Below are 12,275 nucleotides of genomic sequence, written 5' to 3'. Positions count from 1 at the left end.
TTTATTTAAAAAATATTCATTTCAATATTTCAAATTTTCAAAAGATTGATCATTTTATTAGATTTATCACTTTATTGATATATTTATTTTATTTAAAAAGCACGAACATGAAAAAATTTTCCATTTTGCTCTCCTTAGCTTTTGTGATGAGTCTTGCTTCCTGCAGTTCGGTAGGAAATCTTAATCCTTTAAGCTTATTAACAGGTAACAACTGGGTACTGTCAAGCCTTATGGGACAGGCCTTGGATCCTGCTAAGTTTTTGAACGGCTTACCTTCACTGAATTTTTTGGAAGGGGGTGGTTTGACGGGATTTACTGGCTGTAACAATTTTAACGGTAATTTCAGCTTGGATGGAACCAATATCAAGCTTGACCCAGGAGCAATGACCAAAAAAGCCTGTGAGGGAAGTGGGGAAAATGACTTCTTGGGAGCCCTTTCCCAAGTCAGTAATCTCAAGGTCGCAAAAAATAAATTGACATTATTGGATGGGGCAAAGGAATTACTGAGCTTTATACCTCAATAAAAATTTCCAAAATTCACTTAATGGTTTAAAACGAACCTTTTTCAAAGTAAGATAAAAGGCTCAATCAGCACGCCGAAAAACAGGCCGCATGTTCAAAATGCGGCCTGTTTTTTTTAGCAACCTTCTTTTCTTCTGGTATCAATCACATAAGTGATTTTCCAACCATCTGAAGTTTTGATCATTTGAAATGAATTGACTCCGCAGTGACTAAAGCTGTCACTTACATAAAATTCATAAGGTGTCCAGGCAGAAGCCATATGGCCATCAATTTTAATGTGATACTCCAGAATTCTTTCATCCAAAACAGTACCTTCCGCGACGGTAGAAATTCTTGTAATAAAATCTGAAACCGAATTGGACCCAAGCGTAGCACCATTTTCTTCTGCTATGACAGTCTGCATGCTGGCATCTGGATGAAATAATTTCTGGACTTTTTCCCCATCCTTGGCTTTCATTCCCTCGAATAAAGTAGCAATTACTTTTTCAACTTCTTTCTCCTCCTGCGCCTTTAAAGCAGTAATGAAAAAAGAAAATATCAGCACTAATAAATATATTTTTTTCATTAGAATTTAGATATGCTTCCTCCTGTTCCGGTTTTTACGTTAATATCTTTTGGACTGCCGGCATAATAAATTTTCCCAGCAGTAGCTGCAGAGCCCTCTATTGATCCTGTTGTTCTGAAATACACATTTGCTGCGGTGTTGGCCATTACTTCGACCTCTCCAGCAGTCAAAGCCCTTCCGTCAATTTCAGCATTGGTAAATGCCCTAAGACCCAAACTTCCCACCTTCCCCTTCACAAAAATTCTGGCATTGGTCGCTGCCTCTATATTAAATATTTCTGCCTCTATCTCTGCTTCCAGATAAGCACTGGTAGCAGCAAATAGATAACCTTCTTCAGCAATAATGAGGTCTTTGGCAATCACTCGCGCACTGGTATTGGCCTCTATACCCTGGATATCAATATAGGTCACCTTTACCTCCACATCATGGTTTCTGTAATTTCCTCTTGCCAAACGGATTTCAAGGGTGCCATCCACTATTGAAGTTTCCACTTTCCCCAATTCGATACCCGAAACTTTCAGCTCGGCCTTGTTTTCTTCTCCTTGTACAAGCTCCACCTTTATGGAATTGGAAACTTTCACGGCATCAAAGTCCCTTAAAGTCCGGGTTTCGCTTTGCGTCTGAGCAAAGAGTTGGTAGGCTGGAAAATAAAGCAGTAAAATGAAATAAATGATTTTTGTTTTCATTCCTTATATTCTTTGGTTTAAATTCCTCCATATAGCTTGAAGGTCATATTTCTCAGCGCCGGATTATTGACAGCGTAGTGCATTGCTTCTGCGATTTCTGAAGGGCTGACCCATTGGCTAAAGTCTGCATCTGGCATGGCTTCCCGATTCGGAGGTGTATCAATTATGCTGGGTACAAATAAATGTGCCCTTATCCGAGTACCTCTCGCCTCTTCCGCAACATAATTAGCCAGTTCCATTACCATATTTTTACTCAAAGCGTATGCCACAACTCCCTTTCCGTCTTCTGGCTGCAGTGCAGGCCTGGCACCAACGAAGAGAAAATTACCAAAATCCGCCTTTTTCATTACCGGAAGGAAGTTTTTAACCATATTGAAAACTGAAAAAAAATTCAAACGGATCATCTTTTCCATATCCTCAATGGCCGTATTCTCTATATTGCCCATTGCATAACCGCCCACCAATAGTCCGATAGCGTCCACTTCTCCATACTGCAACTGGTATTCTTTGGCAAAGTCCTTTACTGCCTGGGCATCCATTACATCCACTTCATACACATCATCTGCTTCTTCTACTTCATCTCCTGACTCTGGTTCAATAATGGCTACAATTCGGTATCCTTCTCTTTTAAATTTACTCACTACTGCATTTCCTAAATTTCCTGCAGCACCTGTGATTATTATATTCCTTTCCATATGTACATTTGTTAAGATTTAACTTTTGCAAAATCGTTTAATTATTAGGCATGTTAGTAACCAATTCCTAGATCAGAATGGTCACAGCAAGGATTTACTTAAGAAAACACCGCTATGAAAACATTCATCTTTATCTCCTATTAGGAGTCATTAGGATTTCCAATATACTAATTTCAATTGTATTCATCTCCGCACTGATTATGGCTTTTGGCCTTAGGCCATTGGAATTTTTAACCAGAATTACTATCGTAGCTGCGGCAATTGCCATAGTATCAAAAGAGTACATCGCAAATACCATCAATGGGTTGATCATTTTGTTTGCAGATCAATTTGCATTGGGAGATATGATCAAAATCAATGAGAAAAAATAAAGAAAACTATTTCGACCTCGTCTATCAAGTAGTCATGCTGATTCCCAAAGGTAGGGTTACCTCCTATGGGGCTATCGCCAATTATCTTGGAATAAAAAGCGGTGCCCGCATGGTCGGTTACGCTATGAATGCTTCCCATACCATGCCTGGAATTCCCGCACATAGAGTTGTCAATAGAGAAGGTGTTCTCACAGGTAAACATCATTTTTCCAGCCCAAGTAGGATGCAAGAACTCCTGGAACTTGAAGGTATTCGGGTTGAAAAGGATAAAATCTTAAATTTTGAAGAATATTTTTGGGATCCAATTGAATTGGAGCAAGAAGGATAAAAGTGCCAAATTCAGGTAATTATGGACATTCTCTGATTTTTTTTAACATTTTTTTACTTTTTAGCCCAAATGTGTACGCTTTTTGTTTTGTCTCCTGAAAAAAGGAGGAGTATGGAAACCGCATTGAAAAGTCACATCGCAGAAAATCTAAGAAAACACCGGGTGTTAAGGGGTTATACCCAAGAATATATCGCTGAATACTTAGGGAAAAAAGATTATACAGCTTACTCCAGGTATGAGCAGGGAAGATCCAATCTTAAAATGGAAGATGCGCTCAAACTGGCTGAATTGTATGAAGTAGATGTACAGGAACTGATTTCAATAGCCCCAAGTGTAAGCGCTGGATATGATACACATAAAAAGCATAGTCAGAATGGCCAAATTTCTGTTTTGGTAGACCTTGATGGGAGTCAGATTAGCCTAGAAAGCAGCATATTAAGGTTAAAGAAAATCAATGAACTGATCGCTAGACAAGAGCTTTAAATTTTCTTTCTTAATAAAAACAATCCTACAAACATCAAGAGCCCATTCAATATCAATACTTCAAATCCAAATTGATATCCCCAAAGTAGTTTTTTGGAATTCTGACTGATCAGAAAAGCTAAAATTGGTGCAAGAACAGCCAAATATGGAACCCACTTGTCTCTCACTTGCCATTTGGTAAACAATCCAAAAGCATAAAGCCCAAGCAAAGGTCCATAAGTATATCCCGCAATGATAAAAACCGCATTGATCACACTCTGATCGTTGATCCACCTGAAAACAAGGACTACCAAAAACATCAGTGCAGTAAATGCTAAATGTACTTTTTTGCGCACCGAAACCTGCTTTTCTTTCGTGTATTTTTTATCAATCCCCAAAAAATCAAAACAAAAAGAGGTGGTCAGTGCAGTTAAAGTAGAGTCTGCACTGGAGTAAGCCGCAGCCGTTATCCCTAAAATAAAAATAATGCCTGCAAATGCCGTGAAATGCTGAGTAGCCAAAAAAGGATAAAGATCATCCGTCCTTGCAGGTATGGAAAGCCCATTGCTTTCGGAATATTGATAAAGCAAGACACCTAGTACAAGGAAAAGCAGATTTACAAAAACCAAAATGATGGTGAACCAAAACATGTTCTTCTGTGCATCACCTATATTTTTGCAGGTCAGGTTTTTTTGCATCATATCCTGATCCAACCCGGTCATTACTATGGTGATAAAAGCCCCTGAGGCAAACTGCTTGAAAAAGTTAGTGCCCGACTGCCAATCCCAATTAAAAATCTCCGACCTAGAATCAGCAGCCACCGTATCAATAATTGCACTAAAACTCAAGACCCCTAAATCTTTTGCCACCAAATAAATACTTACCAAGACAGCCGCCAACATGAAAAAGGTTTGCAAAGTATCTGTCCAAACCACAGTTTTGATCCCCCCTCTATGAGTATATATCCATATCAGGGAAACCGTAATCAAAACAGATACCCAAAAAGGGATGCCCCATTGATCAAAAAGAATCAGTTGGAGTACACCTGCTACCAAGAACACCCGTATGGAAGAACCAAGTGTACGGGATAAGATGAAGAAGAAAGCACCGGACTTGTAAGACCAAAACCCAAACCTATCTTCTAGATAGGAATATATAGATACCAAATTAAGCCTGTAATAAAGTGGCAAAAGTACTTTTGCTATAGTAAAATAACCCAGAGTGTATCCCAAAACCACTTGGAAATAATGAAATTTAGTATTACCGATTTCACCGGGAACGGATATAAAAGTAACACCTGATAAAGAGGCTCCGATCATGCCAAAGGCTACCAAAAACCAGGGGGATTGTCTGTCTCCTGTAAAAAATGTGTCTTCTGAAATCTTTCTGGATGTAAACCAGGAAATCAAAAACAAGAGCACAAAATATGATGTTATTACGATAAGAACTAACTTTGAATCCATAGCGGTTAAAAGAACATACTGCTAAGTTGTTTATAATTATTAAATTTGCAAAATGAATTACCATACACAATCTTATCCCATGCTAGAGCAAGAAGAAGTATTGGTGGAAGAGTTGATAGATACTGATGAGTGTGAGTTGGTAGTATTTAACGACGATATCAATACCTTCGATCATGTTGCCAAAATCCTCATTAAGGTTTGTCAACATACACCCGAACAAGCCGAACAGTGCACATTGATAATACATTATAAAGGCAAATGCACTGTCAAAAAAGGCAGTAGAGAAAAACTGAAACCCATGTGCCAAGCTATTCTTGACGCAGGCATTCAAGCAGCTGTGATTTAAACCCGGCATACGTGAATTTCCCTTCCAAACTCATTGAAAATGCTGTCAATGAAATCAGCAAACTGCCAGGTATAGGAAAAAAAACTGCCTTGAGGTTGGCTTTGCATTTACTTAAACAAAAAGAAACTTTTACGGAAGATTTATCTGCTTCTCTATTGGCCTTGAGAAAGGAGGTGCAATATTGCAATTCATGTTTCAATATTTCTGACGAACCTGTTTGCTCAATCTGCACTAGTCAAAAAAGAGATAAATCCATCATTTGTGTAGTAGAAGATATTCCGGATGTCCTGGCCATTGAGAATACCTCTCAATACCAAGGCCTCTACCATGTGCTGGGGGGTGTGATTTCCCCCATTCAAGGCATCGGTCCGGATGATTTGAAAATTGAAGCATTGATCCAGAGGGTTGCGAATAAGCAGACCGAAGACAAAATTGAAGAAGTTATCCTTGCCCTTCCCGCTACAATGGAGGGAGATACGACATCATTCTTTATCACAAGGAGACTCAAGGAATTCGGGATTAAGGTAAGCACCATAGCCCGAGGCATACCCATAGGCGGAGAACTGGAATACACCGACGAGATCACCTTGGGCAGAAGTATACTGACCAGGGTAAATTATTCCGCAGATTAATGAATTTCTTTTGCGCAAATAAAAACCCTTTCTATATTTGCAGACCCAAAGGGGGATTAGCTCAGTTGGCTAGAGCGCTACACTGGCAGTGTAGAGGTCATCGGTTCGAATCCGTTATCCTCCACTAAAAGGCCTGCAGATTTTTTGCAGGCCTTTTTTATTTTTAAATATGTATTAAGTCTATATCCTCCATTCTACAAAAAACCACAAGTATGATATCAGATCCACAAATGACCTGGAAAACCGGCCAAAATACCACAATTACGTAGCAATACCTTCCAGCAGATCTGGAGCTCTTATTTGGCGAATCGTACATAAAGAAATATTGCCCGACAAATCATCCGCGCGAAAACGAAAGCTCAATATCAAAAGAAAAAATAAGTGACACCTATTTTTTCAAAAACAAACTATTCATGGAGCAAGCCATTGACCTGTCCATTCATTATTTGAACAGTTGAATCTAATTCTTAAATGCTCCAAGCCATTTAATTGCAACAACTCAATGGAGCTTGGTATCAGTTCCAATACTGTAAAAAATGAAGCGTCTTCCAAGGTATCTTTCCAAGAAAAGGCTTCATCAGGCCTGTGAATGGGAGCCCCAGGAGGTAAAATGGAATGGTACGCTTTCCGCGCCTCTCCTTGCACCTTTTTCCAATATTGCTGAGCCAAATCATCCTGATGGTGAATCACAGTTTTTGCTTGTATCCTTACCTGCGCCCTTTTCTGAGGATGGTAAAATAGTAGTGATGACATAGGATGGGTTTGAATTGCTTTCACTTTCTCAGTACGAAAATCCGTAAAAACAAAAAAATGCAAATGCTCATTTACCGCTCTAATAACCACATATCTGGAATCGGGCCCATGAAAATTTGAAGTGGAAAGTACCACAAATCTAAATGGGTGCTTTTTATCCAATGCTGCACGATGAAGTTCATGTTTTAATGTTGAAAATATTTCTTCCGGACTCTCCCCTATTTTATATAACATTCCCAAAAAAGATTATTAAGGACACCAACATTTTTTAGGTTTAACAAGAAAAACGCCTAATTGTTAAGTGCTTGAAGGCTCCTACATCTATTCAATATCTCATCTTTGAATTTCTTGTCATTTTTCAACACATCGAAAAAGTCAGAAATATAACGTTTCATACCAGGAATCATTTTTGGATCGAGGTGTACCGAAGCTTGTTCAAAAGTTTGCCAAATGGCTGATTCACGTTCGATATAGTAAGCCCTGACATATTGAAAAAGGGCCTCATCTTTACATAATCCCCTGTAAAGCCTTTCTGTTACTGAGCTTATAGTCAACATTTCACTGACTGTAGCATAGCTAGCATTTACCATCCCCGCCATATCAAAATCATAACATAAGGGAATATACTGACCGTCTGAAAGTTGCATAATCGCTACATTATGTTTATTCCTTGATGACCAGTCTGTATTCCCAATAAAATATTGGAAAAAGTCGTGGATAACAGTTGCTGTATCCTGAAGTCGTTGAGGGCTCAACACATCACCTTTGTACATTTTGGCATCAAAGCGCTTCGCTACTAACTTGTCATCTTCAATTAAAATTGCTTTGACTTCATACTCTTTTTGATTTTTACCCCTTTCGTCAGTCAAATTGAGATGAATTAATCTGGTATTGAAGTGGTAGGGACTAAGCGGTTCATACAATTTATAAGAGATGTATTCTTTGACCAAAAAATCGCTGGCATCCTTTGCATTTTGGCAGGGCAATACCATTTTTAGTTTTTTATTTCCGGCAAAAACAGTTCCCTTGACCGCTTTTTTCTTCATTTTTATTTTAATTGGCGTAAAAAAACACTTTTCTCTTCTAAAATTACCTCTGCCACGGATAAGGACAGGAATGGAATCCCAATCATGCTTTTCATTTTTATAATACAAAAAAACCGATTTGCCCTGTTCATCCGATTGTCTGGATTTTAAATCTTTAAAAGAATAGCCTAATCGAATATTCAGCACCTCTTCTTCATGAAACAGGGTTGTTTTTTTAAACTCTTGCTGGGAATAAGACAAATTCATTATACCCAAAAAATATAGGAGCAGAAGTGTAAGAAAATACCACTTACTTAATGGTGTTTTTAACAATCGCTGAATTGAATTGCGCAAAAAAAACGAAAGAGGGATCTTCATTGGGAGATAAATTCGCAGAGAAGATAAAGAAAAATAACAATAAATCAAAAGGTTATAAACCACTCCTCCTTTTTCAATTAATTTAAATCAAAGAAAAGAAATATCAGAAATGAGAAAACACCAATAGCTAATCCAAGCAGAAATACATTATAGGCATATCCTAAAAGATTATACTTATTCTTCAATATCCTGCCCTGATAATACAAAGTGACAGACATATTACTGTTCAATGCATTACGGGAAGGAAGAATTTTTTCAAGTTCATTTAAATATTCTTCTTTGGTATATGCCGAACTTTCTCCAAAAAACAAAATACTCCCAGTTTGTGATTGGCCTCCTTTCTTATTATCATCTAATATTTTCGGTTTTGCAGCCTGTACACCCAGAATAGTGGAAATTAAACATGCAACTAAAATAAGAACAAGTGGTATAATAAGTTTAAAACTATACATCTCAAATTTATTGGATATTGTTCCATAGCTCGAAATGGCAATGATAGAAGAAATCACCAACGCATTAATACTGATAACCATATTGGCTTTATTATCTGCAATTTGGAGGAGGTTACAATTGTTTTTAAATGCTACCCTAAAAAATGTCTGTCTTTCTCTTTCAGATTTTTCTTTTTTATTGGATTTTTCTTCTTGCATAGATATGTGTCTTAGAAAGCATAATTTAAAAATTTTCTTCTCTTTTTATCAACCCAATAAAAAAAAGATGATTTAGGTATTTTAAAGAAAATAATTTGATCCCTTCATGTGCCCACTGACCTACATCTAAAGAATTAAAAAAGGCGCATAGAAAGTCCTATGCGCCTTTTCACTTTTGTCCAACAAATCCGCTATACCTCTACGGTCTCCACATTTTTGAAATACACCTGCTTATCTGCATCTAGATCTACTAAAACAGCTGAATCATTCTTGATATACCCTGAAAGAATCTGTTTAGAGAGTTCATTAAGAATTAATCGCTGCATAGTCCGCTTAAGCGGTCTTGCCCCAAACTGTGGATCAAAACCTACCTCGCCCAAATAATCCAGGACTTCTTTGGTAGCTTCAATTTCTATATTGGCTTCTTCAAGCCTGTGCTTTATTTCCTTCCATTGAATATCCACTATCTTTCTCGTGATTTCTTTATTCAAAGGCTCAAACATTATCGTTTCATCAATCCTGTTCAGGAATTCAGGCCTTACCGACTTCTTAAGTAGATCATAGACTTCTGCTTTTGTTCTTTCCATAATCTCCTCTTTATTCCATTCCTCTAAGGAGGAAAATCTTTCCTGTATCAGATGAGATCCAATGTTGGTGGTTAGAATAATGATGGTATTCTTAAAGTTCGCTATTCGACCCTTATTATCGGTCAATCTTCCATCGTCCAAAACCTGAAGTAAAATATTGAATACGTCTGGATGGGCCTTTTCTATTTCGTCCAACAGAACCACAGAGTAAGGCTTACGTCTTACAGCTTCTGTCAACTGCCCCCCTTCATCATAACCAACATATCCTGGAGGCGCTCCTACAAGTCTGGATACAGCATGTCTTTCCTGATATTCAGACATATCAATCCTAACCATGGAATTCTCATCATTGAAGAGATATTCTGCGAGGGCCTTGGCCAATTCAGTCTTACCTACACCTGTGGTGCCCATAAAGATAAAGGAGCCTATCGGCCGTTTTGGATCCTGTAAACCAGCTCTGCTTCTTCTTACCGCATCAGACAAAGCCGCAATGGCTTCTCTTTGGCCGGCTACCCTTTTCCCTAGCTCATCCTCTAAATAAAGAAGTTTTTCTCGTTCACTTTGGATCATTTTTGAAAGGGGTATTCCTGTCCACTTGGATACCACCGTGGCGATATCCTCATTATCCACTTCCTCTTTCAATAAGGGAGAACCCTCTTGCATTTCTTCCAATTGCTTTTGATAAATTTCCAGTTTCTTTTCTGCCTCTGTGATTTTACCGTACCTTATTTCAGCGACTTTCCCAAAATCCCCCGCCCGCTCAGCCTGCTCTGCTTCTAACTTGAGTTTGTCGATGTTTTCCTTCTCTGTTCTGATACCTGTGATCACGGATTTTTCACTCTCCCACTTGGCTTTTACCGACTGCCTTTTTTCTGAAAGTTCGGCTATCTCTTTGGAAAGCACCGCCTCTTTATCTTTATTGTTCTCCCTTCTGATCGCCTCTCTTTCAATCTCCAACTGCATGATTTTTCTGTTGAACTCATCCAGTTCCTGTGGCAAGGAGTCTATCTCCATCCTCAACTTGGCTGCCGCCTCGTCCATCAGGTCAATGGCCTTGTCAGGAAGAAACCTGTCCGAAATATAACGTTGTGATAATTCAACAGCAGCAATCACCGCATCATCTTTGATCCTGACACCGTGGTGCAGCTCATATTTATCTTTGATCCCTCTTAAGATGGAAATGGCATCTGCAATATCTGGTTCATCGACCATTACCGCCTGAAACCTTCTCTCCAAAGCCTTGTCTTTTTCGATGTATTTTTGATACTCTTTCAATGTAGTTGCTCCAATAGCATGCAATTCCCCTCTCGCCAAAGCAGGCTTAAGTAAGTTGGCTGCGTCCATAGCTCCTTCTCCACCACCCCCTGCTCCAATCAAGGTATGGATTTCATCTATGAAGAGAATGATCTCTCCGTCAGAATCCGTCACTTCTTTGATTACTGCCTTTAGCCTCTCTTCAAACTCTCCTTTGTATTTAGCGCCTGCCACCAGCAAGCCCATATCCAAGGAAATTAATGTTTTCGACTTCAAATTCTCAGGAACATCTCCACTGACGATTCTTTGAGCAAGCCCCTCTACTATGGCTGTCTTACCAACACCCGGTTCTCCTAAGAGTATGGGATTATTTTTAGTCCTTCGGGCCAGAATTTGTAATACCCTTCGGATCTCCTCATCACGTCCAATAACAGGGTCAATCTTCCCCTTTTTGGCCAGTTCGTTCAGATTTTTAGAATACTTTTCCAAAGCCCTGTACTTAGATTCTGCATTTTGATCTGTCACTTTATTTCCTTTTCTTAATTCCTTAATAGCATCGACAAGGGTCTTTTCATTCATTCCCTGGTCTTTCAAAAGTTGGGAAGCCTTATCCTGACCGGCAAGTATTCCCAAAAGCAAATGCTCAATAGCAACAAACTCATCCCCAAACGTTTTTAAATAGGTCTTTGCTTTAGTCAGCAATTGATTGCCATCAGGTGAAAGATAAGGCTGCTGTCCGCTTACCTTAGGAAAACCTTTAATAATATCATCGACTTTTTGGACAACCAATGATTTATTGACCCCTAATTTTTTAAATAGAAAGTCCGTTACATTTTCATCTTCTGAAAATATCCCCTTTAAAATATGTGCTGGCTCTATAGCCTGTTGCTGCTCCGCCATTGTCAACTCAGCAGCTTTCTGTATTGCCTCCTGAGACTTGATGGTAAATTGCTTGAAGTCCATAAATGTAGTTGGTTAGTGTTAACTTTTGAAGACCCCAATTGCAAGGTCCAAATCAATCCAACAAATTCTTCACCAAAGCAAAAAGATTAAGAAAAACGGAAATTTTGTCTTTTTTTTAGCTATGCTGCTATAATAAACGGACTTTTTGACAGAAAAAACGGATAACTTATAAAACAAATAAAGAAATCTAGTTATCATCATTCGATTTCGAGTACTTATCTATTTCCCTTTGATACCTGTCCATCGCCATTTCCGCTTGTTGAAGGCTTATCTCTGTTTTTTTGATATTCAAGTCCATTTTTGAAAGGTCTGCATCCGAAGCTTTGCCCTTCTGTATGGCTTTCTCAAGCTTTAAATTTTGCTTGGCCAATTTGATTTCGGTCTTATGCTTCCGATTCATGGCTTTTTCATAGTTATTGACTGCCTTTTCATAATTTTTCAAGCGCTTTTGTTCGGCTTTTTCGTAGGCAAGCCTTTCTTTTTCAAGCCTACCTTCTGCTTTCATTTCAGCTTTTTCCTGAGCCAATCTTTTTTTCTCTTCCTGAATGGCTTTTTTCTCTTCCATCAATTCCTGCTTGCTCTTTTCTTGGACTTC

15 protein-coding genes and 1 tRNA gene are annotated in these 12,275 nt (G+C 38.6%); 7 read left to right on the top strand and 9 right to left on the bottom strand.

Translation table 11 applies throughout. The features are described 5' to 3' along the window. The first annotated feature begins 107 nt into the window (after window positions 1-107). On the top strand, window positions 108-524 hold the full coding sequence (locus tag QZT73_RS05370) for an META domain-containing protein (RefSeq protein WP_291784456.1): 417 nt from the start codon (window positions 108-110) through the stop codon (window positions 522-524). Window positions 525-637: 113 nt separating this feature from the next. Here QZT73_RS05370 and QZT73_RS05365 read toward each other — a convergent pair whose 3' ends face one another. From QZT73_RS05365 to QZT73_RS05355, 3 genes are read right to left on the bottom strand one after another with little or no spacing between them, the layout of a single operon-like run. Next, window positions 638-1,087, bottom strand: a complete 450-nt coding sequence (locus tag QZT73_RS05365) for a nuclear transport factor 2 family protein (protein ID WP_291787035.1) — start codon at window positions 1,085-1,087, stop codon at window positions 638-640. Next, window positions 1,087-1,773, bottom strand: a complete 687-nt coding sequence (locus tag QZT73_RS05360; RefSeq protein WP_291784453.1) for a head GIN domain-containing protein — start codon at window positions 1,771-1,773, stop codon at window positions 1,087-1,089. Before QZT73_RS05360 ends, QZT73_RS05365 begins: the two co-directional genes overlap by 1 nt. A 17-nt stretch (window positions 1,774-1,790) precedes the next feature. After that, window positions 1,791-2,468 (bottom strand): SDR family NAD(P)-dependent oxidoreductase, encoded by a 678-nt coding sequence (locus tag QZT73_RS05355; RefSeq protein WP_291784451.1) that lies wholly within the window; start codon window positions 2,466-2,468, stop codon window positions 1,791-1,793. Between the two features lie 77 nt (window positions 2,469-2,545). Between QZT73_RS05355 and QZT73_RS05350 the strand changes: the two genes are divergently transcribed. From QZT73_RS05350 to QZT73_RS05340, 3 genes are all read left to right on the top strand, one after another. After that, a complete protein-coding gene (locus QZT73_RS05350) occupies window positions 2,546-2,839 on the top strand; it encodes a mechanosensitive ion channel domain-containing protein (RefSeq protein ID WP_291784438.1) in 294 nt (97 codons plus the stop codon). Continuing rightward, on the top strand, window positions 2,826-3,167 hold the full coding sequence (locus QZT73_RS05345) for an MGMT family protein (RefSeq protein ID WP_291784437.1): 342 nt from the start codon (window positions 2,826-2,828) through the stop codon (window positions 3,165-3,167). Before QZT73_RS05350 ends, QZT73_RS05345 begins: the two co-directional genes overlap by 14 nt. 111 nt (window positions 3,168-3,278) lie before the next feature. Further along, a complete protein-coding gene (locus tag QZT73_RS05340; protein ID WP_291784436.1) occupies window positions 3,279-3,650 on the top strand; it encodes a helix-turn-helix transcriptional regulator in 372 nt (123 codons plus the stop codon). On the opposite strand, the gene QZT73_RS05335 is transcribed toward QZT73_RS05340, so the two are convergent. Further along, on the bottom strand, window positions 3,647-5,092 hold the full coding sequence (locus QZT73_RS05335; protein ID WP_291787033.1) for a sodium:solute symporter: 1,446 nt from the start codon (window positions 5,090-5,092) through the stop codon (window positions 3,647-3,649). The genes QZT73_RS05340 and QZT73_RS05335 overlap by 4 nt on opposite strands. A 52-nt stretch (window positions 5,093-5,144) precedes the next feature. Here QZT73_RS05335 and QZT73_RS05330 point away from each other — a divergent pair, with 52 nt between their 5' ends. The 3 genes from QZT73_RS05330 to QZT73_RS05320 all read left to right on the top strand — a co-directional run bounded on the left by QZT73_RS05330 (window position 5,145) and on the right by QZT73_RS05320 (window position 6,194). After that, a complete protein-coding gene (locus QZT73_RS05330; RefSeq protein WP_291784434.1) occupies window positions 5,145-5,438 on the top strand; it encodes an ATP-dependent Clp protease adaptor ClpS in 294 nt (97 codons plus the stop codon). An 11-nt stretch (window positions 5,439-5,449) separates the two neighbouring features. Continuing rightward, entirely contained in the window at window positions 5,450-6,070 is a 621-nt protein-coding gene (gene recR / locus QZT73_RS05325) for a recombination mediator RecR (protein ID WP_291787030.1), read from the top strand. A 50-nt stretch (window positions 6,071-6,120) separates the two neighbouring features. Further along, a tRNA-Ala gene (locus QZT73_RS05320) sits at window positions 6,121-6,194 on the top strand. 287 nt (window positions 6,195-6,481) lie between these two features. Here QZT73_RS05320 and QZT73_RS05315 read toward each other — a convergent pair. The 5 genes from QZT73_RS05315 to QZT73_RS05295 form a co-directional block, all read right to left on the bottom strand. Further along, window positions 6,482-7,057, bottom strand: a complete 576-nt coding sequence (locus tag QZT73_RS05315; protein ID WP_291784432.1) for a pyridoxamine 5'-phosphate oxidase family protein — start codon at window positions 7,055-7,057, stop codon at window positions 6,482-6,484. Window positions 7,058-7,113: 56 nt separating this feature from the next. Further along, on the bottom strand, window positions 7,114-8,115 hold the full coding sequence (locus QZT73_RS05310) for a hypothetical protein (protein WP_291787027.1): 1,002 nt from the start codon (window positions 8,113-8,115) through the stop codon (window positions 7,114-7,116). Window positions 8,116-8,303: 188 nt separating this feature from the next. Beyond that, window positions 8,304-8,876, bottom strand: coding sequence for a Pycsar system effector family protein (locus QZT73_RS05305; protein ID WP_291787024.1), 573 nt, complete (start codon window positions 8,874-8,876; stop codon window positions 8,304-8,306). A gap of 191 nt (window positions 8,877-9,067) precedes the next feature. Then, the gene (gene clpB, locus QZT73_RS05300) at window positions 9,068-11,680 is read right to left on the bottom strand and encodes an ATP-dependent chaperone ClpB (RefSeq protein WP_291787021.1); all 2,613 of its coding nucleotides are present in this window, start codon (window positions 11,678-11,680) and stop codon (window positions 9,068-9,070) included. A 187-nt stretch (window positions 11,681-11,867) separates the two neighbouring features. Further along, a partial coding sequence (locus QZT73_RS05295) for a hypothetical protein (protein WP_291787017.1) occupies window positions 11,868-12,275 on the bottom strand: 408 nt, incomplete at its 5' end.

The organism is Cecembia sp. (assembly GCF_007126775.1).
GTDB lineage: Bacteria > Bacteroidota > Bacteroidia > Cytophagales > Cyclobacteriaceae > Cecembia.
This window is presented reverse-complemented; position numbering and strand designations above follow the sequence as displayed.

Bases quoted from the DNA above. Each gene is read 5' to 3' on its own strand.
- QZT73_RS05345 (WP_291784437.1), top strand. From the start codon at position 2,826: ATGAGAAAAAATAAAGAAAACTATTTCGACCTCGTCTATCAAGTAGTC.
- QZT73_RS05370 (WP_291784456.1), top strand. From the start codon at position 108: ATGAAAAAATTTTCCATTTTGCTCTCCTTAGCTTTTGTGATGAGTCTT.
- QZT73_RS05315 (WP_291784432.1), bottom strand. From the start codon at position 7,057: ATGTTATATAAAATAGGGGAGAGTCCGGAAGAAATATTTTCAACATTA.
- QZT73_RS05350 (WP_291784438.1), top strand. From the start codon at position 2,546: ATGGTCACAGCAAGGATTTACTTAAGAAAACACCGCTATGAAAACATT.
- clpB (WP_291787021.1), bottom strand. From the start codon at position 11,680: ATGGACTTCAAGCAATTTACCATCAAGTCTCAGGAGGCAATACAGAAA.
- QZT73_RS05360 (WP_291784453.1), bottom strand. From the start codon at position 1,773: ATGAAAACAAAAATCATTTATTTCATTTTACTGCTTTATTTTCCAGCC.
- QZT73_RS05340 (WP_291784436.1), top strand. From the start codon at position 3,279: ATGGAAACCGCATTGAAAAGTCACATCGCAGAAAATCTAAGAAAACAC.
- QZT73_RS05330 (WP_291784434.1), top strand. From the start codon at position 5,145: ATGAATTACCATACACAATCTTATCCCATGCTAGAGCAAGAAGAAGTA.
- QZT73_RS05335 (WP_291787033.1), bottom strand. From the start codon at position 5,092: ATGGATTCAAAGTTAGTTCTTATCGTAATAACATCATATTTTGTGCTC.
- QZT73_RS05355 (WP_291784451.1), bottom strand. From the start codon at position 2,468: ATGGAAAGGAATATAATAATCACAGGTGCTGCAGGAAATTTAGGAAAT.
- QZT73_RS05365 (WP_291787035.1), bottom strand. From the start codon at position 1,087: ATGAAAAAAATATATTTATTAGTGCTGATATTTTCTTTTTTCATTACT.
- QZT73_RS05310 (WP_291787027.1), bottom strand. From the start codon at position 8,115: ATGAATTTGTCTTATTCCCAGCAAGAGTTTAAAAAAACAACCCTGTTT.
- QZT73_RS05305 (WP_291787024.1), bottom strand. From the start codon at position 8,876: ATGCAAGAAGAAAAATCCAATAAAAAAGAAAAATCTGAAAGAGAAAGA.